The organism is Parabacteroides distasonis ATCC 8503, assembly GCF_000012845.1.
Classification (GTDB): Bacteria; Bacteroidota; Bacteroidia; order Bacteroidales; family Tannerellaceae; genus Parabacteroides; species Parabacteroides distasonis.
On record NC_009615.1, the window covers coordinates 1,310,988 to 1,336,587 of the forward strand.

18 protein-coding genes are annotated in these 25,600 nt (G+C 47.5%); 12 read left to right on the forward strand and 6 right to left on the reverse strand.

Annotated elements, in window-relative coordinates; translation table 11 throughout:
- Positions 1 to 8 precede the first annotated feature (8 nt).
- The 9 genes from menD to BDI_RS20855 all read left to right on the forward strand — a co-directional run bounded on the left by menD (position 9) and on the right by BDI_RS20855 (position 12,557).
- Positions 9 to 1,697 carry a 2-succinyl-5-enolpyruvyl-6-hydroxy-3-cyclohexene-1-carboxylic-acid synthase gene (gene menD / locus BDI_RS05690; protein ID WP_005856863.1) on the forward strand — a complete coding sequence of 563 codons (1,689 nt, stop codon included), beginning with the start codon at positions 9 to 11 and terminating at the stop codon, positions 1,695 to 1,697.
- Positions 1,698 to 1,700: 3 nt separating this feature from the next.
- The gene (menB, locus tag BDI_RS05695) at positions 1,701 to 2,525 is read left to right on the forward strand and encodes a 1,4-dihydroxy-2-naphthoyl-CoA synthase (protein WP_005856861.1); all 825 of its coding nucleotides are present in this window, start codon (positions 1,701 to 1,703) and stop codon (positions 2,523 to 2,525) included.
- 44 nt (positions 2,526 to 2,569) lie between these two features.
- The gene (locus tag BDI_RS05700) at positions 2,570 to 3,628 is read left to right on the forward strand and encodes an o-succinylbenzoate synthase (RefSeq protein WP_011966322.1); all 1,059 of its coding nucleotides are present in this window, start codon (positions 2,570 to 2,572) and stop codon (positions 3,626 to 3,628) included.
- A 3-nt stretch (positions 3,629 to 3,631) separates the two neighbouring features.
- A complete protein-coding gene (locus BDI_RS05705) occupies positions 3,632 to 4,699 on the forward strand; it encodes an AMP-binding protein (protein ID WP_011966323.1) in 1,068 nt (355 codons plus the stop codon).
- 2 nt (positions 4,700 to 4,701) lie between these two features.
- On the forward strand, positions 4,702 to 6,660 hold the full coding sequence (locus tag BDI_RS05710; protein ID WP_005856856.1) for a DUF3857 domain-containing protein: 1,959 nt from the start codon (positions 4,702 to 4,704) through the stop codon (positions 6,658 to 6,660).
- A gap of 13 nt (positions 6,661 to 6,673) precedes the next feature.
- Positions 6,674 to 8,257, forward strand: coding sequence for a DUF3858 domain-containing protein (locus BDI_RS05715; RefSeq protein ID WP_008780583.1), 1,584 nt, complete (start codon positions 6,674 to 6,676; stop codon positions 8,255 to 8,257).
- Between the two features lie 101 nt (positions 8,258 to 8,358).
- Entirely contained in the window at positions 8,359 to 10,872 is a 2,514-nt protein-coding gene (locus tag BDI_RS05720; RefSeq protein ID WP_011966324.1) for a beta-N-acetylglucosaminidase domain-containing protein, read from the forward strand.
- A gap of 168 nt (positions 10,873 to 11,040) precedes the next feature.
- On the forward strand, positions 11,041 to 11,679 hold the full coding sequence (gene nth, locus BDI_RS05725) for an endonuclease III (RefSeq protein ID WP_008772131.1): 639 nt from the start codon (positions 11,041 to 11,043) through the stop codon (positions 11,677 to 11,679).
- The gene (locus BDI_RS20855) at positions 11,676 to 12,557 is read left to right on the forward strand and encodes a hypothetical protein (protein ID WP_005856848.1); all 882 of its coding nucleotides are present in this window, start codon (positions 11,676 to 11,678) and stop codon (positions 12,555 to 12,557) included. Before nth ends, BDI_RS20855 begins: the two co-directional genes overlap by 4 nt.
- On the opposite strand, the gene BDI_RS05735 is transcribed toward BDI_RS20855, so the two are convergent.
- The 4 genes from BDI_RS05735 to murB form a co-directional block, all read right to left on the reverse strand.
- The gene (locus BDI_RS05735) at positions 12,554 to 13,660 is read right to left on the reverse strand and encodes a Wzz/FepE/Etk N-terminal domain-containing protein (protein WP_011966325.1); all 1,107 of its coding nucleotides are present in this window, start codon (positions 13,658 to 13,660) and stop codon (positions 12,554 to 12,556) included. The genes BDI_RS20855 and BDI_RS05735 overlap by 4 nt on opposite strands.
- A gap of 6 nt (positions 13,661 to 13,666) precedes the next feature.
- Complete coding sequence (locus BDI_RS05740; RefSeq protein ID WP_005856843.1) at positions 13,667 to 16,045, reverse strand: SLBB domain-containing protein; 2,379 nt, start codon at positions 16,043 to 16,045, stop codon at positions 13,667 to 13,669.
- 118 nt (positions 16,046 to 16,163) lie between these two features.
- Complete coding sequence (locus tag BDI_RS05745) at positions 16,164 to 16,919, reverse strand: MBL fold metallo-hydrolase (protein WP_005856841.1); 756 nt, start codon at positions 16,917 to 16,919, stop codon at positions 16,164 to 16,166.
- On the reverse strand, positions 16,919 to 17,932 hold the full coding sequence (murB, locus tag BDI_RS05750; protein WP_008780580.1) for a UDP-N-acetylmuramate dehydrogenase: 1,014 nt from the start codon (positions 17,930 to 17,932) through the stop codon (positions 16,919 to 16,921). Before murB ends, BDI_RS05745 begins: the two co-directional genes overlap by 1 nt.
- Before the next feature lie 100 nt (positions 17,933 to 18,032).
- Here murB and BDI_RS05755 point away from each other — a divergent pair, with 100 nt between their 5' ends.
- The 3 genes from BDI_RS05755 (at position 18,033) to upp (ending at position 20,141) form a co-directional block, all read left to right on the forward strand.
- Positions 18,033 to 18,869 carry a hypothetical protein gene (locus BDI_RS05755; RefSeq protein ID WP_005856838.1) on the forward strand — a complete coding sequence of 279 codons (837 nt, stop codon included), beginning with the start codon at positions 18,033 to 18,035 and terminating at the stop codon, positions 18,867 to 18,869.
- 182 nt (positions 18,870 to 19,051) lie between these two features.
- The gene (locus BDI_RS05760) at positions 19,052 to 19,336 is read left to right on the forward strand and encodes an HU family DNA-binding protein (protein WP_005856836.1); all 285 of its coding nucleotides are present in this window, start codon (positions 19,052 to 19,054) and stop codon (positions 19,334 to 19,336) included.
- A gap of 151 nt (positions 19,337 to 19,487) precedes the next feature.
- Positions 19,488 to 20,141: a uracil phosphoribosyltransferase gene (gene upp, locus BDI_RS05765; protein ID WP_008780579.1), complete on the forward strand. Its 654-nt coding sequence runs from the start codon at positions 19,488 to 19,490 to the stop codon at positions 20,139 to 20,141.
- Here upp and BDI_RS05770 read toward each other — a convergent pair.
- Together BDI_RS05770 and BDI_RS05775 are read right to left on the reverse strand one after the other, a co-directional pair.
- On the reverse strand, positions 20,084 to 21,982 hold the full coding sequence (locus tag BDI_RS05770) for a PAS domain-containing sensor histidine kinase (protein WP_008780578.1): 1,899 nt from the start codon (positions 21,980 to 21,982) through the stop codon (positions 20,084 to 20,086). The two genes, upp and BDI_RS05770, sit on opposite strands and share 58 nt — an antisense overlap.
- 138 nt (positions 21,983 to 22,120) lie before the next feature.
- On the reverse strand, positions 22,121 to 25,588 hold the full coding sequence (locus BDI_RS05775) for a DUF1080 domain-containing protein (RefSeq protein ID WP_011966326.1): 3,468 nt from the start codon (positions 25,586 to 25,588) through the stop codon (positions 22,121 to 22,123).
- Between the last annotated feature and the right edge of the window lie 12 nt (positions 25,589 to 25,600).

A 25,600-nucleotide genomic window follows, 5' to 3' on the forward strand; every position in this document is an offset into this window, starting at 1 on the left:
ATCATATAATGTATAGCGATAAAAAGAACATCCTTCAATTGGTAGCCTTGCTGATAGAGCACGGCGTAAGTAATATCGTGCTATGTCCGGGGAGCCGGAACTCTCCGATTGTGCACACATTGGCAAACCATTCGTTCTTCAATTGCCATTCCGTGACGGATGAGCGAAGCGCGGGATTCTTTGCCGTAGGGCTAGCGTTGCACGGAGGTAAGCCGGCGGCTGTTTGCTGTACCTCGGGCACGGCCTTGCTGAATATACATCCGGCGGTAGCGGAGGCTTTCTATCAGAAAGTTCCGCTTGTCGTGATATCCGCCGACCGCCCCGCCGCATGGATCGGGCAAATGGACGGACAGACCTTGCCGCAACCCGGGGTGTTCGGCTCGCTGGTGAAGAAATCGGTACAGCTACCGGAAATACATACGGATCAAGATGAATGGTATTGTAATCGATTGATCAACGAGGCTTTGTTGGAACTGAACCATCACGGCAAAGGGCCGGTTCATATCAACGTCCCGATCTCCGAGCCTTTATTTCAGTTCACGACACCCGAATTGCCGAAGGTACGGGTAATCACCCGTTATCAAGGCCTAAACGTGTACGACCGGAAATATGACGATCTGATCGAGCGTTTGAACAAATATAGCAAGCGAATGATGATAGCGGGACAAATGAGCTTGATCTATCTCTTCGAGAAGAAAATATGTAAGTTACTATACAAACATTTCACTTGGCTCTCCGAGCACATCGGCAACCGTATCGTACCGGGATTGCCGATCAAGAATTTCGACGCCATCCTGTACGCTACCCCAGAGGAGGAAAAAGAGAAGCTGGTTCCCGAGCTCGTGATCACCTACGGCGGCCATATTGTCTCCAAGCGGCTGAAAGAGTTTTTGCGGAAACACCCGCCTAAGGAGCATTGGCATGTCTCATTGGATGGGGAGGTAGCGGATTTATTCGGTAGCCTGACCACGGTGATCGAGATGGACGCTTTCGAGTTTCTGGAGAAAATCGCTTATATGCTGGAGAATAGGCAGATTGAATATCCGAAGGCTTGGGAATATAAATCCCGGAATCTGCCGGAGCCGGAGTTCGCTTACTCCGAAATGGCGGCGATCGGTGGTTTGATACGTTCGCTTCCGGCTGAATCGGCCTTGCATCTGGGGAATAGCTCCACCGTACGTTACGCACAATTGTACACCGTACCCGAGACGGTTGAGGTTTGTTGTAACCGAGGTACGAGCGGGATCGAAGGCTCCTTGTCTACGGCTATCGGATACGCCTCGGCCTCGCAAAAACTAAACTTTATCGTTATAGGCGATCTTAGTTTCTTCTATGATATGAATGCGTTGTGGAACGGAAACTTGCACAATAACCTTCGTATCCTGCTCTTGAACAACGGAGGTGGTGAGATCTTCCAAGCCTTGCCAGGATTCAAGATGAACGAGCGTACGCACCGTTACGTCACCGCCTCCCACCAGACCTCAGCGGAGGGATGGGCCACGGAAAGGGGATTCTCCTACTCCGCCGTTCATAACGCCGAGGAGTTGGCAGCTGCGATGAGCGCCTTTACCCAAACGGAGCAACCGAGCGAACATCCCCTATTCATGGAGGTTTTCACGGACAAAGCGGAAGACGTACGATTGCTCAAGGAATATTATCATCAACTAAAAAATTCATCCCAAGCACAAAACATATAATATATGGAAACGAAAAGAGAATGGACAACCATCAAGGAATACGAGGAGATCTTATTTGATTTCTACAACGGCATCGCCCGCATTACGATAAACCGGGAACGGTATCGCAACGCTTTTACCCCGACTACGACCACGGAGATGAGCGACGCCTTTTACATCTGCCGGGAACGTCCGGACATTAACGTAGTCGTTCTGACAGGAGCCGGAGATACGGCGTTTTGCGCGGGAGGCGATATGAACGTGAAAGGACGTGGCGGCTACGTGGGTAAAGACGGCGTACCTCGCTTGAACGTATTGGACGTACAAAAGCAGATCCGCTCTCTCCCGAAACCCGTCATCGCGGCCGTGAACGGTTTCGCTATCGGCGGCGGACACGTATTGCACGTGGTTTGCGACCTTACGATCGCTTCCGAGAACGCTATCTTCGGACAGACAGGCCCTCGTGTGGGTAGCTTCGACGCCGGGTTCGGCTCTTCTTACCTCGCCCGTGTGGTCGGACAGAAAAAGGCCCGTGAGATCTGGTTCCTATGCCGCAAGTACAATGCACAGGAGGCTTTGGATATGGGTCTGGTAAATAAGGTAGTCCCCTTGGATAAATTAGAGGACGAGTACGTTCAATGGGCCGAGGAGATGATGTTGCTTAGCCCGTTGGCTTTGCGCATGATCAAGGCGGGCTTAAACGCCGAGTTGGACGGACAGGCCGGTATACAGGAGTTGGCCGGAGACGCTACCATGCTTTACTATATGACGGACGAGGCGCAGGAAGGCGGTAAGGCATTCTTGGAGAAACGCCGTCCCCGCTTCGAGGATTACCCGAAGTTCCCGTAAAGGGAATTGAGAATTGAGAATTGAGAATTGAAAATTGAAAATGAATGGTGAAGGAGAGGTTTTATAAGACAGAGGTGGTTCCCCGGTGCTTGACTTTCAAGCGACCGGCAGGAACCTCACGGGGGGTTTACACGACCCGGAAATTGTGGGAGGTCCGAATCCGCAAGGAAGACGAACCCTCGGTTATTGGTATCGGAGAATGTGCCCCCCTGCCGGATCTCAGTTGCGATTATGGAGTGGATTACGAGATCACGTTATCCAAGGCTTGCCTCGATCTGGAACAGAAGGGGCATGTTGATACCGAATCTTTGCGCCATTACCCATCCATCCTTTTCGGGCTGGAGACGGCCATGCGCCATTATGAACAGGGCGGTTGGCGGCATTACGACACGCCCTTCTCGCAGGGGCAGGCGGGCATCCCCATCAACGGACTGATCTGGATGGGCGATTATAAGTACATGCTGGAACAGGTAGAGGAAAAGATGAAGGAGGGCTTCCGCTGCGTCAAGCTGAAGATCGGCGCTATCGATTTCGACCGGGAACTCTCTTTATTGAAACACATCCGTGCGCATTTCTCTGCCAAGGAAATAGAGCTTCGGGTAGATGCCAACGGCGCTTTCACACCCTCGGAGGCGATGGACAAACTGAAGCGGCTCGCCGAGATGGACTTGCATTCCATCGAGCAGCCTATCCGTGCCGGGCAGTTGGAAGAGATGGCACGCCTTGCGGCAGAGTCACCCCTTCCCATCGCTCTCGACGAGGAACTGATCGGCTGTAACGCCCCGGACGAGAAACGGCGGTTGTTGGAAACGATCCATCCCCAATACATTATATTAAAGCCTTCCCTCCACGGAGGTATCTCCGGATGTACGGAATGGATTCACTTAGCGGAAACTATCTTAGGGAGTACCCCTGAACAACCTAAATGGTGGGTCACCTCCGCTCTGGAATCGCAAATCGGACTGAACGCTATCGCCCAATGGTGCGCCACGCTAGGTAACCCGCTACCGCAAGGTCTGGGAACCGGCGAGATTTTCAGGGATGATAAACATACGTTGATCCAACGAAAAGGAGACACCATCTGGTTCACTAACGACCTTTGACCTATGCCGATACAAGAAGATTTACAGGCATTCTTAGCTGAATGGCACGATCCCTCCCCTTTTCTGGAAGTCCAGACCTCCGGCTCCACCGGTACGCCCAAGCGGATGAGAGTGTGCAAGGACCGGATGCTGAACAGCGCCCGGCTTACCTGCGATTATCTGGGTCTTAAGAAGGGCGACAAGGCCCTGTTATGTATGCCCCTGCGCTATATAGCCGGAAAGATGATGGTGGTCCGCTCCCTATACGCCGGACTGGATCTGGAGGTGCGTGAGCCCTCCGGACACCCGTTGGCGGATTGGGGGGATACGCCCCTGCGCTTTGCCGCCATGATCCCCTTGCAGGTTTACAATACGTTGCGAGTACCCGAGGAACGTAAACGGCTGGAGCAAACGGATATCCTGATTATCGGCGGCGGGGCGATCGACGCGGCCTTGGAACAGGAGATACGGCAGATGCCAAACACGGTTTATTCCACCTACGGAATGACGGAGACGCTGTCTCACGTCGCCCTGCGCCGGCTGAACGGGCCGGAAGCCTCGCCCTATTACCATCCCTTCCCCTCGGTGACGTTATCCTTGTCGCCGGACAATACCTTGGTGATAGACGCCCCATTGGTTTGCGACGAGCGGCTGGTGACGAACGATGTCGCCCGCCTGCTGCCGGACGGGAGTTTCGCCATTATCGGAAGGAAAGATAATATCATCAATAGCGGAGGTATCAAGATACAGATCGAGGAGGTGGAAGAGCGGCTACGGCCCTACCTAGACCTCCCCTATGCCATCACCGCCGCCCCCGACCCTCGGTTGGGAGAGGCGGTAGTCTTACTAATCGCCCCAAGGTCATGTGAAACGGTATCACCCCCTCGGGTGACACCACACATGAAAGCTATCATGAGCGACTCCGCGCAGCTATCATGTGAGGTATCGACAGTGGCTCTCGCCAGCCTGCCCAAGTACCTCCGTCCAAGGCACGTCATAGAGGCAAGCGAGATCCCCCAAACCGGAAGCGGCAAGATCGATCGTGCCGCCTGCCGGGAGCTAGCGAGAAATATCATCACAAAAACACTATAAACATGAAAAGGATTCTAACAATCACCGCGGTCTCCCTATTGGCCTTATCGCCTATGTACGGGCAGGATTCTTGCCGATACCCGCAAGATCCTACCTTGGAGAAATCGCAAGCCTACGCAGGATACGACTGCGTCACCTTGCTGGACAGCACCGCCGTCACGGTACAACCTACCGGCTCGGGGGCTTTCGCCGTATGCAAGGCTTTTAAGGTACAGACTCCCAAGGGAGCCGTCGCCAACCGTATCATCAAATACGATTACGACCCGCTGACGGCGCATGCCGAGTTTCGTTACGCCACGATCTACCGTGCGAATGGCGACGTGATCAATCTCGACGTGACTGGGGCTTGCGACTATGCCGCCCCCGCACGTGCCATCTACTGGGGCGCCCGGCAGATCATGCTGGAAGTGGGCCGCCTGCAACCGGGAGATGTCGTGGAGTACGAGATCGCCAAGAAAGGTTTCACCTACGCCTTGCTGACGGCGGGCGACGACGAGCGTTTCATCCCTCCTATGCGGGGACAGTTTTACGATATCGTCCCCTTCTGGGCTACCGAGCCTACCGTGCGTAAGGTATACCGGGTATCCATGCCGATGGAGAAAGAGTTGCAATTCCAGTTCTACCAAGGCGAATGTACCTCTTCCATGCGATATGAGGATGGACGGAAAGTATATACCTTCGCCTCCGACGATATCCTTCCTTTCGCCAAGGAACCGAATATGGTAGACCTATTCGACGCTGCCCCGAAGCTCATGATGTCCAGCACGCCCCGCTGGGAAGATAAATCCGTATGGTTCAATAAGGTTAACGAGGATTACGGAAGCTTTACCGCGATCCCGGAAGCCCAAAGGAAGGTAGACGAGCTGATCAAAGGCAAGAAGACGGAAATGGAGAAGATAGCCGTATTGACCCACTGGGTAGCCGATAACATCCGTTACTCCGGAATCTCGATGGGTAAAGGCGAGGGTTTCACGCTTCACAACCTAAAGATGAATTATACCGATCGTTGCGGTGTCTGCAAGGATATCGCCGGTACGTTGATCGCCTTCCTCCGCATGGCCGGATTCGAGGCTTACCCGGCGATGACCATGGCGGGAAGCCGTGTAGAAAGCATCCCCGCCGACCATTTCAACCATTGCGTGGCGGTGGTAAAACTGGCTAGCGGCACGTATATGCCTCTCGACCCGACTTGGGTTCCTTTCTGCCGAGAATTATGGAGTAGCGCCGAGCAACAGCAGAACTACCTCCCGGGTGTGCCCGAAGGCTCCGACCTCTGCCTGACCCCTGTCTCCGCCCCAGAAAACCACTACGTCCGCATCCACGCTGACAACCGCCTAGACGAGAAAGGCACGCTCCGCGGACAATTCACGATCACCGCCGAGGGACAGTCCGACAGCAATATCCGCCGCATCTTCACCACCGGATGGCAATCCGACTGGCAGAACACGATGGAGAAGCAATTGCTGGCCGTATCCCCCAACGCCAAACTGCTTCGTGTAGATTACGGTAAGGACCCGAAGAACTATCAAGCGGCCCCTATCAAGATCACGTTCTCTTATGAGATCCCCGATTATGCGATCATCGCCGGAGACCAGATGCTTATCAAGCCGCTAGTCATGAATAACCTCTACAATCAAGTGAAGAGTTTCTTGCGTATCGATACGAAACCGGAAAACCGTGCGTATGGATTCAAGGACGCTTGCTCCCGTTTGGTAGAACAAGATGAGACCATCCGTCTCCCCAAAGGCTATACCCTCCTGAACGCCCCGAAGAATGACGCCCTGCGAAGCAATGCGGCCGATTTCGAAGGTTCCCTTTCACAGGAAGGCGACCGGAACATCGTCTTGCGCCAGAAGCTAGCGTTGAAGAAGCGTGTCTACGACGCAGCCGACTGGAAAGGCTTCCGTTCCGCCGTGAACGCCTATAAGAGTTATGGTGACTATTTGATTATCAAGAAATAAAAAAAGAAAGACAATGATTAAGATAACCTATAAACTGATTCTTCTCCTAAGCTTGTTAGCGATGACGGTTACTTCATTCGCCGCATCGGAGGCTGAGTACGGGAAAGTATCGAAAGCTTGGACCTTGCATGCCGACGGCAGCCAAGAATATCGATCCTCCATGGAGTTGACGCTCTTCACGCATACCGCAATGAATAGCACGTATGGCGAGAGTTTTATCGTCTACAATCCCGATTTCCAAACACTGAAGATTCACTCATCCTATACGAGGCAGAAAGACGGTACGATCGTAAAGACACCCGATAACGCCTTCGTGGAGGTCCTGCCCCGTTTCGCCGCCGACGCTCCGGCCTATAACCAACTCAAGGAAATGGTCGTGGTACACACTGGCCTAGAACTTGGGGCCACGATTTACTTGGATTACTCTATTATCACAAAACCGGGCTACTATCCGGCTCTGGATATCAACGAGCGACTACAAGAGACCTCTCCCGTGAAGGAATGCAAGGTCTCTATTTCCGTACCGGAAGGGACCCCCTTGGCTTGCGGTCTATACGGCTCCCCCGTAAAAGCCGTGGAAGAGAGCCATGACGGTATAAAGGAGGTACACTGGACACTACGGAACATTCCCGCTTCCTCCCGTGAGGCTTTCCAACCAAAGAACCGTGAGGCTTCACCCCACTTGGTAGCCTCTACCTATCCTTCAGGTAAAGCGGCCTTAGCCACTTTGGATAAGCGCTTAAAGGAATCGCAGGGATACGAGAGCAAAACCTTCGCCCAATTCCTCACCGATAAAAGCGGTAACGAACAAGAGAAGGTGAACATCATCCGAGACCATATACTCAACAATCTCAGTACCTGTCCTATCCCCATGGCGATGACCGGCTATACCGTCCGTGACATCGATACCGTTCTCCGCAGTGCTTACGGTACGCCGCTAGAGATCGCACAGCTCTTGAACGTGATGTTGAATGCCGCCGGAATCCCGTCGGAAGTCCTCGCCGTCTATCCCGGCCATCTCGATACGGACGCTTGCGGGCTGGCTGCCATCCAGACACTAGCCGTAAAAGCCACTGTCGATGGGAAAGACCAATACCTATCCGCCTCCCCGCTGACAAATCGTGGCGGACTAGATAAGGTAGTCTCCCTCTCCGGAACTTCCATTGAGATTGAGACCACACCTATTCAGATTAAGGAAAGTAGATCCGTGGCCATCTCCGCCGATCAAGCAAAAGACGGTTTCGCCATCTGCGTATTGCCAGCCATCTCCGCCGGAATCGATAGCTGGGGCATGAGTGCCTTGAACAGCAAGCGTTCCAACTTATTCGAACTCCCCTCCCTAATCAGGGAAGAGGTAACATACACGGTTACTCCCGCCGAGGGCATGAAGTTGCAGACCTCCACGCAAGAGCAAGTGATAAGCAAGCCTTTTGGTAAAGTAACCCGCACGATCACACCAAGAGGAAATACGATCGAGGTGGTACGTACGATAGAGTTGAACAAGCAACAGTTCACTCCCGCCGAATATAGCGACGTGCGTAGCTTGATCCATGAATGGACAAATCCGGATAACCGGGTATTGCTATTCTCCCTATAAGATCTAAATACGGAGGGCACGGAACAAATCTGTGTATTCCGTGTGCTCCGTGTTTAATTATTTCATACATTTACGAACGTTAACATTAAATCATATCGTATATGAAGACACTAAAGTATTTACTCGCCACCATGCTCCTTCTAGGCGTTTGTAACCTAACGCATAGCCAAAAGCTATCCCTAGGAATCTTCCCCGAGCCCCAAGAGGTAACTATCTCCAGCCAGACATACGCGCCGCCCCATGGATACGCCCTACGAGGCATAAATAATCCGGACGCAGACGCAGTCAGACTACTTAAAGAAGCGCTACCTTTCGCTAAATCCGGCAAATCCCTCCCCTTAGAGATCAAGAAGCTAAAAGACAAAGCCCCGGAGATGCAACGCTCGGGTGCCTATACGCTGACGATCACTAAAAAAGGTATCACGATCGGGATCGTAGACGATAATTCCTTGTTCTACGCCGCCCAAACCCTCAAGCAATTGGTCAAGTATGACGAGGGTAAGAAGATCCTGCCTCTCTGCTCGATCAAGGACTATCCGGACGTATTATTCCGGGGTACCGTGGAAGGCTTCTACGGACAGCCTTGGAGCCACGCCGACCGTATCGAGCAAATCCGCTTTTACGGAAGGATCAAGCTGAACACCTATATCTATGGTCCGAAAGATGATCCTTATCACAGCTCCCCCAACTGGCGCAAACCGTATCCCGCCGAGGAAGCCGAGCATATCAAGGAACTAGCGAAAGAGGCCGCCCATAACAAAGTAAACTTCGTTTGGGCCATCCACCCGGGACAAGATATTCAATGGAACCAGACGGACAGCATGAACATCCTTTCCAAATTCGGGAAAATGTACGATTTGGGCGTACGCTCTTTCGCCGTCTTCTTCGATGATATATCCGGAGAGGGAGCCCGCCCGGAAAAGCAAGCCGGCTTATTGAATTACATCCATAAGGAGTTTATCCGCAAGAAAAGCGACGTGCAGCCCCTGATCATGTGCCCTACCGAATACAACCGCTCATGGGCTAAGACCGATTATCTGGATATCCTCGGTACCCAACTCGACCCCGCCATCCAAATCATGTGGACCGGAGACCGTGTCGTAGCCGATATCACGAAAGAAGGTGTCGAGTGGGTAAACAACCGTATCCGTCGTCCCGCCTATATCTGGTGGAACTTCCCCGTAAGCGATTATTGCCAAGATCATTTGTTGATGGGACCCGCCTACGGCCTAGATACGCAAGCCGCCGGCACCATGACCGGATTCGTATCCAATCCTATGGAATACGCCGAGGCTTCCAAGGTCGCTATATTCGGCGTTGGAATGTACACTTGGAATATCGAGAATTACGATCCTACACAGGCATGGAAAGACGCTTGCGACTTCATCATGCCGGAGGCCTCCATGGCTTTCCGCATTTTCTGCGAGCATAACTGCGATCCGGGTCCGAACGGACATCAATACCGCCGGGAAGAGTCCGCTAACTATGTGGCTCCTATCCAGACATTCCTCGCCGGATATAAGAAAAACACGTTCCCGGAGCAAAGCGCGAATCTTCTGGGAACCTTATTCGCTCAAATCACGGCTTCCCCGAGTATGATCTATAGCCAAAGTCCCAATAAACGCTTGATCGAGCAAATCAATCCATGGCTTATCCAATTCGAGTTCTTAGGAAAAGCCGGAACAAGCGCTCTGCATATGGCGCACGCTTGGTATGAGAAAGACCGGTCTTATACGTGGCAACGCTATCTGGAAACATCCGCTTTGCTAGATAGCATGAAACTGATAAACCGCACGCTGAACCAGAAGGCGCAGCCTAAAGGCGTGAAAGTCGGATCGAAAGTCTTACACCCTTTCATCGTAGACTTATACCGCCAGACAGGTCGTAACCTGCTATCTACGGACGGTATCGCCCCGGACGAGGTGAAGGTTAGCATCCCTTCCATATTCACGAATATCGACCAATTAAAGAGCCAGCCTTGTGCCGAGGGTGACAATACGGTCGGTTACGTTCCCCTATTCGAGGTAGTCAAGGTACAACCTAACCAATATCTGGGTATCGGCTGGGAAATCCAGAAAGAAGCGGAATCCTTCTGTTTCAATCTTCCGAAAAGCAACCAACCCGGACGGGTATTCGAGTGGTCCGCCGACGGAAAGAGCTGGAGCCTAATCCCTCATGTCTCCACGGAAAACGCTAAAGATACGATCCGCACCATCGACCCGAAAGCCCGTTATATCCGTATGCGAAATAACTCGGATCAGCAAATGGAGCTATACGTACTAGGATTCACGGCGACAACCAAACAAGACCCGCAAATCAATGAGGCTCTTATGATGTACGATATGAACCTAGATACGTATAAGAACTTGAACCCGGGAGAAATGATTCATATAAAATGTGATGATATCAACGCCGTATCTTTCTTCCTCTCCGGAAGTAACGAGAATCTGGTATCCATCACCGGCCTCTCCCAAGATGGCGAGAAAAACATCGTCTATCAAGGAAACGTAGGCTACATCAAATTAAATAAAACCATGTTCGAGGATTTCTCTTCTTTAGAAATCACCACAATAGGAAAAGAATCTATACATATCCACCAGATCGTTAGGGAATAATAAATAAAAAAGTACCGATTTCTTTCTCTCTTAGATGGAAGAAGGAGATCGGTACTTTTTTATTTATTCGTACAATTCGGGTGTATCTTATTTTTGGCACATCTCCGCTTGTATATTCCTATTAAAAGTTATACCTTTAGGATGCGAAAAACAGAAACCGAAAAAGCAATGCGAAAAGAAGAAAGGTATAAAGGCGTATTAAACTGGTTTAAGGAAAACGTACCGGTAGCCGAGACTGAACTACATTATGACGACCCCTATCAACTATTGATAGCGGTAATCCTATCCGCACAATGCACGGATAAGCGAGTGAATATGATCACACCTGCCCTGTTCGAGGCTTTCCCGACTCCCGAGGTAATGGCGGCTAGCACACCGGAAGTTGTCTTTGAATACATACGAAGCGTATCTTACCCGAACAATAAGGCTAAACATCTGGTAGGTATGGCGAAAATGCTGATAGAGGATTTCAAAGGCGTGGTTCCCTCCGATATTGATGAGCTACAAAAACTGCCGGGCGTAGGAAGAAAAACAGCGAACGTAATCGCATCCGTAGTATATGACAAGCCGGCCATGGCGGTGGATACGCACGTATTCCGTGTTTCCAACCGGATCGGCTTGACCAATAATAGCAAGACACCTTTGGAAACGGAAAAGGAGTTGGTGAAGAACATTCCGGAAGAATTGATCCCCATCGCCCATCACTGGTTGATATTGCATGGAAGATATGTTTGCCTCGCCCGGAAACCGAAATGTGAGGAATGCGGATTAAAGCCTTGGTGTAAACACTTCCTAAAGCAAACATGAGGATCAGCAAGAAAGACATAACGGCATTTTTTGTCTTGTTTCTGGGTACGATCGTATGCGTGAGGTACTTTTACAAGCATATGAACGACGAGCAATTTGTCGCTACGGTAGATCCCTATAGTTTGGTCGTTCCAAGCCCCACGGCAATTTTTGCCATCAATCGTCCTCCTGTATTCGAGAAGATGATACTACCCATGGAGAATATACGCAAGGCGTTCTCAGATCATACCCCCGCTATTTTCCTTTCTTTAATACGGCAAAATCTGGAATTATCGTCTTTCCTAATCGCTTATTATCCACAAGGGGATGTCTTGTACGCCCCTATGGATAGTCATACGGCAGAGCGTATTTTCAAGCAACTGGACGTCTCTTTCACTTTTCCGGCCCAGCAACGAGAGGAAACCTCCGTTCCTGTTAGATATTATCCTGATGTTGATAAGCATTTTCTAGGTTGTTACTACCACGAGGGTATATTCGTAGCGTCCTACAACCGAAGATTATTGGTAGAGACGGTGGAAAGGCAACAGACATACCCCGCACATGTCATTCCGGAACTAACAGATCTGATTCGTAAAAAAGGCAAGCGTGGCGCAATGAATCTCTTCATCAAAAGCGCCCCTTTACATTTACGGGTACAAATGAATGACTCGACGGAGTGGAGAATGAAAAATCAATGGTTGGCAATGGATTTATTCTATAATGAAGGAAGCCTTTGCTGCTTCAACGAGCAACCCTATGAGAAAGCCTTGGAGAACTTTTACCCCAATTTATGCGATACGATAACCACCCGGATCAATCGGCTATTCCCGCAAATAAAAACCACGACACAAGTCAGTCATGACGAGGCCGTGGCATATTTTACGGTTTGCGGGAATTAAGCTCCAGTCTCTTCTTTCTTGAAAGCTGCCACAAACATATCTTTTACGAATAAATATCCGATACATCCGAATAAAGCGAGGAAGACAAAACCGACCAAGATAAGTGCCTTCTTAGGAGAAGATGCTTTCAAAGGTACGGTAGCCGGCTCGATTACGGTATACACCGGAGTTTCTTCCTGTACACGCAATTTATCTTGCTCCAACTTCTGCGCCAACGTATTGTAAACATTAAACGTAAGGGTCATCTCATTCTTCAAACGTTCCTGCTCCGTACGGTAGCTGGAAGAGATAATATTACGGTTGGCATCCTCGAAAGCAGCGTACGCACGTTGCGCTTTATAATAAGCGTCACGTGACTCGCCAAATACCTTCTGGGTAAATTCCAAATCTTGCTTTACTTTTTGCGTACGATAATTCGTAATATAATTCTGGAGGTTTTCCAAAACGACCTTTGTCATCTGAGCGGAAATAACCGGGTCCTGCATCTGTACGGAAGCCGTGATAACCAAGGTCTTCTTGTCCACGGAAACAGAAACCCGCTCCTGCAAGGCCTTCACCACCTCTTCTTGATCCTTTGTCAAATGGTAAGGATTCAAGCCCTCAGACTCTTCCTCGTCACCGGAGATTAAACTCATTACCGCACCCAACGCCTTGAATGGAGCGGAGACAATATATCCCCACCAAGCCTTACGTTGATGTTCACTCATATAATCATACAATGTAGTGCTTAACTCCTTTTCCTTATCGGTAACCTCTACCGGAAACAATTCCAACAGAAACGGGGTACTCTGCACCACATCCGGATACAAATCCGGAGAGATCGCGTCCGCACCGGTAGCGGCATTCAGATTAATCCCAGCCATAGCAGCCAAACCGCCAAGACTAGATTTTTTTGCCGCATCCTGTGTCTCTGGTGCCAATTTCACCGTAGTTGTATATTCCTTGGGAATACTGAAAGCTACAATCAAACCTACTACCACCGCAATACCACAGCCTTTCAATAAGAACTTACGCTCTTTCCACAGTTTTTGCGCCAGTTCGATTAAATCGATCTCCTGCTCCTCAGGTAACTCTTGTCTTTTTATCTCGTTTATCGTATCCATGCCTGATTAGTTTTTAATCATGTTAACAATAGAGGTAATCATCGCAGCCATAGAGGTAGCGGAGCTACTGATACTCATGATCTCAGCCAAGCTTCGGCGCTCACGTTGCGTTTTCGTCGGAACTACGATCTCACAGCCCGGCTCCACTTTCGGATAACGCTTGAAAAAGATAGCGGTACGCTTCGTCGTAGCGACCTTACCATTCATATATATTACGATCGGATACTTACGTGCGATATCATTATAACCACCGGCTTGAGACAAGCAATCCATAACCGACATACCTTTCGTGTAAGTTACGCTGTTCGGATAAGTCACGGCTCCGCTCATCTTCACCGTACTTTGCATCTGCGGGATATAAAGCTCATCGCCGTCACGAAGCACAACGTCATCGATACTACCCGGATTTGCCAACGCTTTCTCTAAATCAATACCTACGGAATAGTCCTTCACATTCATCAACGCTACACCGATGGAATCCCGGCTTTGCTTATTCGCCTCACTTAAAGCCAGAAGGGTCTCCATGCGTTTCAATTCATCTTCTGTCAACTGACGTTTCAAGCTAGCACCTTTTACATAAGACTCTGGGGTAACTCCTCCCGCTTTCGCGATAATATCACTCAAGCGAGCGTTCTTCGTAGCCAATACATAGCTACCGGCAAAAGTGATCTCGCCGTTCACCTTCACGACCTGTTGCTCATGATACCCCGGGGAGAAACGAACATAAACCTCATCGAACGGCTCCAATGTGAAGATCGTATCTCCCGCATTCAACTTGAAGTCCTCACTCAACGAGAAGTTATATACATCGGCGATCCGGTTGACATTCTGATTGGAACTAGGATCCTTCACACGACGGGCTACCTCTACATTAATAGAAGAAGCGGACTCTCTTAAACCACCTGCCATCATGATAGCGTCTTCTATTGTCAAATTATGACGATACGGAAGCACCGTATCCGGATAATTCACGGCTCCGCCAACCTTGATCGTATAAGGTTCGCGCAAATCGAATAGGGAAGGAATGCTTAATTGGTCTTCCGCTTGCAACTCCACATCTGGAGCGGTACCGTTCAAGATACCACGAATATCCACGGCGATCATCGTAGTCGTGAAATCCGGATTCAAACGGGTAATCAAGGCACGGCCGGCGAACTCGTCTCCTTTAAGACCTGCGGCCTGTTTTACCAATTGCTTTACCGTACGAACCGACGGACTTAACTCATATTCTCCCGGACGCCATACAGCTCCCGTCACGACCAAACGATTCTCATAAAAAGGAATAACGGAATCTACCTGCAAAGAATCGCCATCCTGCATCACGAAAGAAGCGAACTTATCCTCCGAAACCGTAGAGATCTGGTAACGACTATCTGATTTACGCTTCACTTGTACGTCCTTCGTATAAGCGTCGCCGGTAAATCCGCCAGCCATATCCAGCAATTGCTTCAAGGTCTCGCCCTTGCGCAACTCGAAAATACGATTACGTTTCACCTTACCTCGAACCACCGCTAACTGGTCGTACGGGCCTACCATAATCATATCGTTCTCTTCCAAACGGACATTCGTTGTGTACTTTCCGTTCAATAAATAATCATATACGTCGAGATTAGCGATTTCCTTGCTATTACGATATACCTTGATGCTACGCAAAGAACCAATCTTATTCACACCACCGGCGGCATACAACGCATTAAATAATGTGGCGAATGAAGGTAATGTATACGTACCGGGAGCGACTACCTCGCCGACAATATTCACCTTCATGCTACGAATCTGGCTCAAACTGACGGAAACAAAGGTATTCCCCTCTCCCGAACCAGACAGCGTAGACATAATCTGGCTCAACTCCTGACGCAGACGAGTCTCAGCGCCAGCGATCGTCAATCCACTGACCGACACCGGACCTAAATTTGGTACAAGGATCGTACCGTCCGGAGAGATCTTTAATTTCAAGTTTAGCTCGGAATCTCCCCATACATTAATCAATAACTCATCACCAGCGGAAAGCACATAATCCTTAGGTGTAGGGATGTTTAAATCTGGGGCAAAAGATAAGTTCTTGTTTGAGAAGATTTCATGCCCGAATACGGTATTCTCCATGGCTGAAGCAGGAAGATTATTTCTACGTTGGGCTTCTAAGGATTGTCCTTCATCGATTACCGGCATTACCCGGTCGCTAACCTTCGCATCGGTAGCGGTAGCTTGAGATCCGACAGATCCCCCTTCTTGTTTCATACGCTTGGCTAATTCCTGCTGTATCTGCGTATCCGACATTCCAGCGGCTTTCGCCTTGTCAATCAAGTCTTGCGGAACCTGCGCATACACAGATCCCGACAGCAATAAGCAACATACGCATAGTACGTTCTTAAACGATAAATTCATACAGTCTATTATTGTTTTTTATTATATACCACCCCTGCTATAAGCGACTAACTTAAAAAAAGCAGCTATTCTCTAGATTTTCAGCTGGCAAAGATAAAGAATCTTTTTAATATATGGCTTAAAAAGTCACCGTTAATCCATCATATGAGTAATGTACATGCGGAGGCAACTCTTTTTCAACGACCGCATGCAACCCTATGCGATGACTCATATGGATTAAATAGGCCTCCTTGGGCTGGATACGGGATATATTCGCTAAGGCTTCCTCCAGACTCTCATGCGATTGATGCTCTCCTTTCCGAAGAGCATCAATAACCAATACATCAAGGTTTTCCAACTTAGCGTACTCCTCTTCCGGAAGATATTTAAGGTCGGTCAAGTAAGCCATATTGCCGATACGGAAACCTAAGATCGGCAGCTTAGCGTGCATTACACGAATGGGAGTGATCATGACACCGGCGGCCTCAAACGGTTTCGTCCCGATCGTATGCAATACCAAATTAGGCACTCCCGGATATTTATGCTCCCGGAACACATAAGGAATGCGAGTTTTTATCGCCTCCACGACATTGTCTTCCGCATAAATATCCACATCTTTATACCGACCAAAAGGACGTAGATCATCTAAGCCACCTACATGATCGTAGTGCTCATGGGTTACTAAAACGGCGTCAAAATGGTAAATCTTATTGGTTATCATTTGCCAACGGAAGTCCGGACCACAATCGATCAATATCCGTTTCCCTTCCGTCTCTACCAAGATCGAGGCCCGTAGACGCCAATCACGGGGGTCTTTACTAGTACATACCTCACATTGGCAACCTATCTCAGGATTGCCCGTAGACGTTCCTGTTCCTAAAAAAACGATTTTCATTATCCGACATATTTAACCTCAGGCATAAGCTCTATACCGAAACGATCTTTTACGGCGGTACGAATGCTCTCCGCGACCAACGCGATCTCATCCCCCCGGGCATCTCCTAAATTCACTAATACCAACGCTTGTTTCTCGTAAACACCTACCGACCCATGGTTTTTACCCTTAAACCCACATTGCTCGATCAACCAACCGGCCGGAACCTTGATCTTTCCTTCCGAAGCGGGATAAGACGGGATTTCCGGGAATTGCTTTTTCAATTTCTCAAAATGCTCTGCCGTAATTATCGGGTTCATAAAGAAACTGCCTGCGTTGCCTAATACTTCAGGATCGGGAAGCTTCTGCCTGCGAATTGTTATGACAGCCTCACGGATCGTTTCCAAAGTAACTTCCGGATATTTCGTCAACTCCTCCTTTAAGTTCCCATAATTAACTGAAAAACCAGGGTTCTTGGATAGTCGAAGCGTGATATAAGTTATGATGTGGGGGTCATGATGTTCATTCTTGAAATAACTATTACGATATCCATATTCACAATCCGAATTCGTAAAAGTCCGTTTCTCGAATGTCAACTGGTTATAAGCCTCCACGCTCTCGATCACATCCTTGATCTCCATGCCATAAGCCCCGATGTTCTGGATAGCGGCAGCGCCCGCCTCACCGGGTATTAAAGAAAGATTCTCTATACCTCCCCAACCTTTCGATACGGCGTATGCCACGACATCATCCCAGATCTCCGCAGCCCCGACACGAAGCGATACATACTCGTCCGTTTCCGCCGAGATAGAAATCCCCTTGATTCGGGAATGGATGATAATGCCATTATAATCGTTGATGAACAATAGATTGCTCCCGCCTCCTATATGCAAGGATAAACATTCCTGAAAGTATTCATCATGTAAGATTCGTTGCAACTCCTCCTCCGTCTCATACTCCATGAACCAACGTGTCTTTACTGGGAGATGGAACGTATTGTGTTTCTCCAACGAATAATTCTGCTCTATTCTCATCGTCTATTTTATTTTTAGGGCAAAAGTAGTCATAAATAACTCATCCGCAAATTATGTAGTTCCGGATTTTTTCAGTAGATTTGTATATAGAGTTGATCGTATGGATGAGAACACGTCCGGCATATCCGGTGAAATACAGAAGATGATCCTCGACAAGTTAAACACGTTCAATCGAGGAAAAACGTCAGACAAAGGGCGGTACTACATTCTTTTGCCTACCTCAAAGACCTTATATTATACGCTTTGGTTCTTTACGCCTTCGGCCACTTATCATCCGACGGTCTATTTGGCGAATCTCGACTTGAATGCCATCAGCTCGGTGAATAAGGCGATTAAGATGGTAAGCAACTCCTTTCTACCTTTATTTATAACGACAGATATCAAAGACTCTCCCGATAATGGAGACGATATTATTTCTTTCGGTAAATACAGAGGATACCATTTGCATGACATCTATACGATCGATCCCCGATACGTCGTTTGGATAGCCGATAAATATGAACCTCACGTAAAAAGCGAGATGCGTTTTAAAGAGTTAGCGGTGACCTACAGTAAAATCTATCTCGACCTACAGACCCGTAAAAAATATAAAATGCCTGTAAGCCGCTTTGTAGGAACACCGGGAGAAAAATTGAGCGATTTAAAGTTAACAATCACAAAAGTCCGCATTGAAGACGATTCTTACAAGACACAGATTATCCGTGGTACCGAATATTTCTATGTAGATCAATTGCTCACGGCCGTGGACATCGCCGGAAATTACTTCTTATTGAGGATAAAAGCGAAAGATCGTAGTCTTACCACGCAAACGTTGCCACCGGGCGCTCATGCTTTCCAAGTAGGGGAAAAATTGACTTTGACTTCCGCTAAAGTCTTAAAACATATAGAATCCCGTACTATCAAGTACACACGAATCGGGTATATCAAGATTCAATAAATGTTTCGAAATTCGCAAACAGACACATTATTAACATTTTTTGTTCTTAAAAATGTAACAAACATCTGTAGGCCTTGTTTAATAAGAAACTCAAATGCAAATGTATCTTTGCAAAACGTAACTATAAAACCAGCTTCAAAGTGTACATTTGTAGTGTTTAACAATTTAAAAAATTTGCATTTATGAACAAAGCAGAACTTATAGAGGCTTTAGCAGACAAGACCGGGTTACAAAAGCAAGAAGCAAAGAAAGTATTGGATGCTTACATCGAGATCGTAACTGAGCGTATGTCTGAAAATGAGGAAATCGTACTTGTCGGATTTGGAACACTGATCCCAAGACCGCAAACACAGCGTCTTGCCAGAAATCCTAAAACAGGTACTCCGGTAATGATCCCCGCTCGTACGACCGTAAAATTCAAACCGGGTAAATTCCTCCTTGAGGCGATGAATGCCCACCTGAAATAATAAAGTCACCGAAAACGTAGTAAAAATATCCCCGGTAAGGGGATAAAAAATCATAAGTATGAAATCTTTCATTTATAAGTATGAATGAAAAATTTCATACTTATGATTTTTAGTGTCCGGAAATGATTACTTTTGGGCTCAAAAAAGACTCATGAGAATCGTTAATCTTGGAGACACCAATTCCATATTAAACAAGTTCGTAGCCGAACTTAGAGATGTAGATATACAAAAAGACAGCCTTCGCTTCCGTCGCAATGTCGAGCGTATCGGAGAAATCATGGCTTACGAGATCAGTAAGGAATTTCATTACAGTACGAAAGACATCCAGTCCCCGCTAGGTATAGCCCCGATGAATACGCCGGACGATCAAATCGTGATTAGTACGATCTTGCGTGCCGGGCTTCCATTCCACCAAGGTTTCCTTCGGTATCTGGATAATGCGGAGAACGCTTTCGTATCCGCTTACCGCAAATATAAAGACCGTTTGAATTTTGATATTCATATCGAATATATCGCCTCTCCTCGCTTAACAGGTAAAACCTTGATCATATCCGACCCGATGTTGGCCACCGGAAGTTCTATGGAATTGGCGTATGAGGCCCTGTTGACCAAAGGAGTACCCGGCCATGTACACGTAGCCTCCATCATCTCAAGCAAACAAGCCTTGGAATACTTGCAGAAGAAAATGCCGGATGACAAGACTACAATCTGGATCGCCGCATTAGATAATGACCTCGACGATCATTCTTATATCGTTCCCGGATTAGGCGATGCAGGAGATTTAGCGTTCGGCGAGAAGGAATAGGGATGTGTAAACCAAAACGTACTGCCTTTGCCCAACTCGGAATTTACACCGATCCGACCACCTAGTCTATTTACGATGGTCTCGCAAATAGATAGCCCCAAGCCCGTACCTTGTTTAAACGTATTTCCTTTATAGAAACGATCAAAGATATGGGCTTGTATCTCTTGGCTCATGCCATCCCCCGTATCAGTCACGGAGAATTTTATCTCATCACCTATGATCTCGTAAGCTAAGATGATACAACCTTCGCTCGTATACTTGATCGCATTGTTAAGGAAATTGGAAATTACCTGCGTCAGCCGCATACGATCGCTATAGATTTGGCATTCCGGTGAATCTTTGGGAGCAATCAGAGCTACGTTATCGGGCATCTTAATACGGAAAGAGGTCACGATCTCATTGATCACCTCTTTTATGCTCATATCGGCGAACTTGAAATCCATCGTACCAGATTCAATTTTTGCCAAATCTAGAATATCACTGATCAATTGAAGCAACATCCGATTATTGCTATCGATGATTTCCACAAACTCATGCCTCTCCTCGGGATCATCCGTTTCCGCCAATAATTGAGAAAAACCGACAATGGCATTTAATGGCGTACGAATCTCATGACTCATATTCGCTAGGAAGGCAGACTTCAAACGATCCAGTTCTTCCGCCCTTTCCCTTTTCAATTGAGAGTCCTTTAACTCCGTGATATCATAATTAATACAGATCATCTCCGGTTTATTCGGGTCTACGCTTTGAGGGTTACGGGTGATATTGGCGCAAATCCATTTCCATCCGTCACCAGACTTCACACGCACTTCCCTACGGAAATGATGCGCTTTACCCTGTTTCACCTCCTCAAAGAATGAGTTTATATATCCAGCGTCGTTCGGATGAATATAAGAATAAATCCCAATAATTTGGGACAAGGGGGTTCCATCCTTCTCTCCCATATTCTCATACCATTGCTTAATGGCATAGCCCTCAAAGGTATATAAGTCATAAAGGGCATAACCGACTTTAGCGTATACGCTGACCAAGGTAAATACATTCTCAAACTCAGAAATACGGTTATAGGCGATCATCTTTTCCGTATTATCCAAATTAATAAGTAAATAGCTGGAAGGTTCACCTCTTTGGTCATATAAAATACTGGCCTTGGTAACGATATCCAACTCGCCTACTTTCGAGGTGTTATAATAATCATCGACCTTCTTAAACGAATAATTCAGCCGGAAATTCACGGATTTATTCTCCTTGAGTTTCTTGATCACATCTTTAGGCAGAATCGGGTTGCTAAAAATATTGACTCCTAAAACGTCCTTCTTTGACCGGATACCGAATATCTCCATATCCTTTGCGTTCAGATCAATCAAGTAACCGTCCCTGTCATAAAGCTCGACTCCCACAGGTAAATTTACATACAGCTTTCGGAAGATCATTTCATTATGATCGATCATCTTACTAATCTTTTCCTCTTTCAGTTTGAAATTAGGTAAAATCTGTAATATGCCCAACGCTTTTACGCACACTCCGTTATTCAACTTACGCTCACATAATCTGGAGCGTACCCATTTTTCCCCAGTCGGTGTTATTATCGGAAATATTTGCTCATACGTATCGACAGATTGGATCGATAAAAAATCCGTAGTAATCAGATCCCTAAAGTCTTCCCGGATTATATAGTAAAATTCAAAAAAAGAGAGATTATTCCCCTTCTTCCCAAATATACTCATTAAATAATCGGAACAGATATAACTTCTTTGAACAAAATCGGCTTCCCACAAGCCAACTTCCGCCCTATCCAATAACAATTTACATTGATCCAATTGAGTCTGTATATCCTCCATAAAAATATCCCTTCCGATAAAATTACACTATGATTTCACAAAGATATAATTTAAATAGTATAAATCCTCTATAATAAAAAAGAGATTGTCTCGAATAACTCAAGACAATCTCTTTCTATATTCAAAGCCTAATATAAATTATTTCAATTCCTTGATACGAATATTGCGGAATTTGACAGGGGAACCATGCCCTAAGAAACCTATATGACCTTTTTTGTTAAACAAACCCGGATGCTCCTTTCCATCAGGCGTACCATTCTTCACGGCATCCCGAATATTTCCATCCAAGATTACTACTCCATTCACCGTCACACGGATATGATCGCCATCCGCCATGATCTCTTCCGTATTCCATTCTCCAACCGGCTTGAACGCTTTCGGATGATCCTCACGGGCGGGAATGATACCGTATACGGAACCGTGATGTTGCAGCGGAGTGATGTTTCCTTGGTAAATAGGATGTTCACAATCCAAGACCTGCACTTCCATACCTACATATGCTGCATCTCCTTCCATCGGCGTACGAATACCGACACCGTTATTAGCTCCCGGGGTTAACTGGAAGTCAAAACGATAGATAAAGTTTCCGTATTCCTTCTTGGTGTACAGATTACCACCGAAACTACTGCTTGGGACCATAGAGATACAGCCATCTTCCAAGATATAATCAACCGTGTTTCCAGTCCACTCATGCATATTCGTTCCGTCAAACAAAACCTTGAAGCCCTCTTTTTCCTCTTCCGGCGATAATTTGAACGGTTCTTGTTTTTCCAATTCCTTTACGTAGATATTACGGTAATAGACCTTGCTGCCATGAGCTTGCATCTCGATTTGCTCTACCGGGAAAATCGGAAGCTTGCGATCCCAATAGTTTTCCAGAATCACGTTATCTACCACTTTTTCTCCGTTCAAGACAACCGTCACACGGTCACCAACCATCTTAATATAGAAGGAATTCCATTCACCCAATTTATTGTCGGTCACTTTCGAAGGCTTGCTCTCGTTTACCTGATTGTTGTACAAGCCACCGGAACCTACTTGCGCACCAACATTTACCCGAGAAGTATCCCAGATCTGGACTTGAGGAGTACCACGCAGATAAATACCGGCATCAGCCTCAGGGCCTTTCGGATCCAACATCCAATCCACATACATCTCGAAATCACCATATTGCTTTTCCGTACATAGGTTATCGTACCCAGTACCGTCAAATACTAACAGGCCGTTCTCTACTTTCCAGTCACGACGCATATTCTCATCTGCCTGCTCCTGCGCTTTCGCCAATTGAGCCGGTTTCATTTTCGCGCGGGCGATCGGATTCTCGACCAAACCTTTCCAACCCGTTAAATCCTTACCATTAAAGATAGAGACAAATCCGACCTCGTCCGGCATCGCATCCAAATGTTGCTTCAAGGCATCGATATCATAACGAGCGTCTTCCCCGTCAAACATGGTCAAAACACGTTTCAAGATAGCCTTCACATTGTCACCCTTATATTCCGGATGGTTACGAGCGATATTCCAAACCGCATAAACAGCCGCAGAACGAACAGCCGCATCGCTTGAATCCAAGAATTCCGACGCATACATCAATGCCAAGAAGGTATCCGCCCGTTGGATCTGACGTAAAATAAGAGCCTTTTGCTCACTCGTCCGGGCAATCTCCATGACTTTCCGCAAGCTCAACAAACGATTCTCTCTCGTAAATGCCGGATTAGATACCAACTGCACATAACGCTTTAACGCCCTGTCGAATACTTGATCGGAAGCGGCTGATTGGCAAACCTTAAATAGTTCGTCGGCAGCCTCAATACCCTTCCAAGCCAACAAAGCGTCAAGAGCCGCATCCTTGGCCGCTCCATTTCCTTTATTCAATCCTTCCACGATCGTAGCCAAAGCCTCTTTCTCGCCAGTCGCTGATAAGACCTTATAATAAAGATATCTCTTGCTGTCCCCCGCTTGTATCATACGACGATTCACGTTAGATACTTGAGTTGCCGCCGGTTGTTTAGAGATGGCGGCAATGATCGCATCTTGAAGCGGAGCGACAGCTGAAGCCTCCGCAGTCTCCAACATTCCGCACAATAAAGTGAAATCTTTCTCGGATACTACATCTTTCAATGCGGTATAAGCGGCTTTCTTCACCTCTGAGGAGCCGGATTTAATCTGATCCAGTACCGTATTTAGATTCGCATCGGCCATACGTATCGCCAACAGCTCCAAACCAGCGATTTTTCCGGCATCGGAAGCGGACGGGATCACTTTAGCGACTGCTTGATCAATATCGCCGTTAAATGCCATCAAAGCATCTTGACCCAATAAAATCACTTGCTTGTCATTGCTCTTCAACAAATCAGCCAGCACAGGAATGACACTCTTATCACCGATTTTAACCAAGGCCCAAACAGCGGCCTGTTGCACATAGAAATCCTTATCTTTCAATTGATCCAAAAGAACTTGTCTCGCTGGTAGATCAAAACGAAGTTCCAGATTCTTGATCACGTCATGTTTAGACGGGCATTTGCTTTCACGGCCTATCCAGTTCAAGATATCTACCTTGACTTCCGGCTTCGCCTTTAACATGTGTTTCATGACCTCGATATAAACATTTTGATCAGCGAAACCCGAAGCGAAGTTCAAAGCCGCATTACGGTATCCTTTATCCGTATCTTTCAAAGCCGATAATAAATTCTTCGTAGCGGCTTCCGGCTTAGCGGCCAATAGAATCTGAAGAGCGGCCTCACGGGTCTGTGTCATGCCCGCTTTCGTAGACTTCTTCAATAAATCATTCGCCGCTTTCTCCGCGTCTTTGGTATCGCCTTGCTCAAGGACACGTTTAATCAAAGCGATATACGCCTCATTCGCCCCGGTCTTTTCCATTTTATAACCGGCTTTCTCGGCAGCGGCGGCTAAATCACTCAGAGAAGCTTTAGAACCTACACGGCTCAACGCATAAAGAACCTCTTTCTGCATATTCTCATCGCTGGAACCAAGCATCACTTTCAATACATTTTCCGCATCAGCGATTTGCACGTCAGCGATCGCACGGATAATATCCTTTTGCGTCTTCGGAGTACCGGAACGACGCATCAAGGAAGCCACCAAAACCTTCTTAGCGTTATCGGTACGGATAGCGGATAACGCACGGGCAGCAGGACCGCTTAGGCTCTCATCGTTCAAATAGCTAGCCAGCGTATCCACACACTCATCTTTTCCCAGTAATTGAAGCTGCCGGATAATAAAAGCCTTTGTCTCCCGGTCGCTCACCTTATCTAAGGCTTTCAAATATGCGTTGGCTGTTGCTAGACGGGCATTTTCCTCACCTTTCGCCATCACGTAGTGAGTCAATCCGCTTAACGCATAATCCACGTTCGAGTTACTGCCTTTTCCCGGAGCGTTAATCTTGTTAATCAACATCAAGACCCCTTCCTCGCCAGTGGAGCTTAAGTCATTAATTAATTTGTTATATTCAGCTTGTTGCTCCGCCGGCATCTGTGCCAGTACATCGGCAACGATCGTCTTCGATGTACGATTAGCCGGGCTTTGAGCCATTAACATACTACCGCACAACAATAAGCTGGCAATTGATATATATACTTTTTTCATATGTGTATGTAT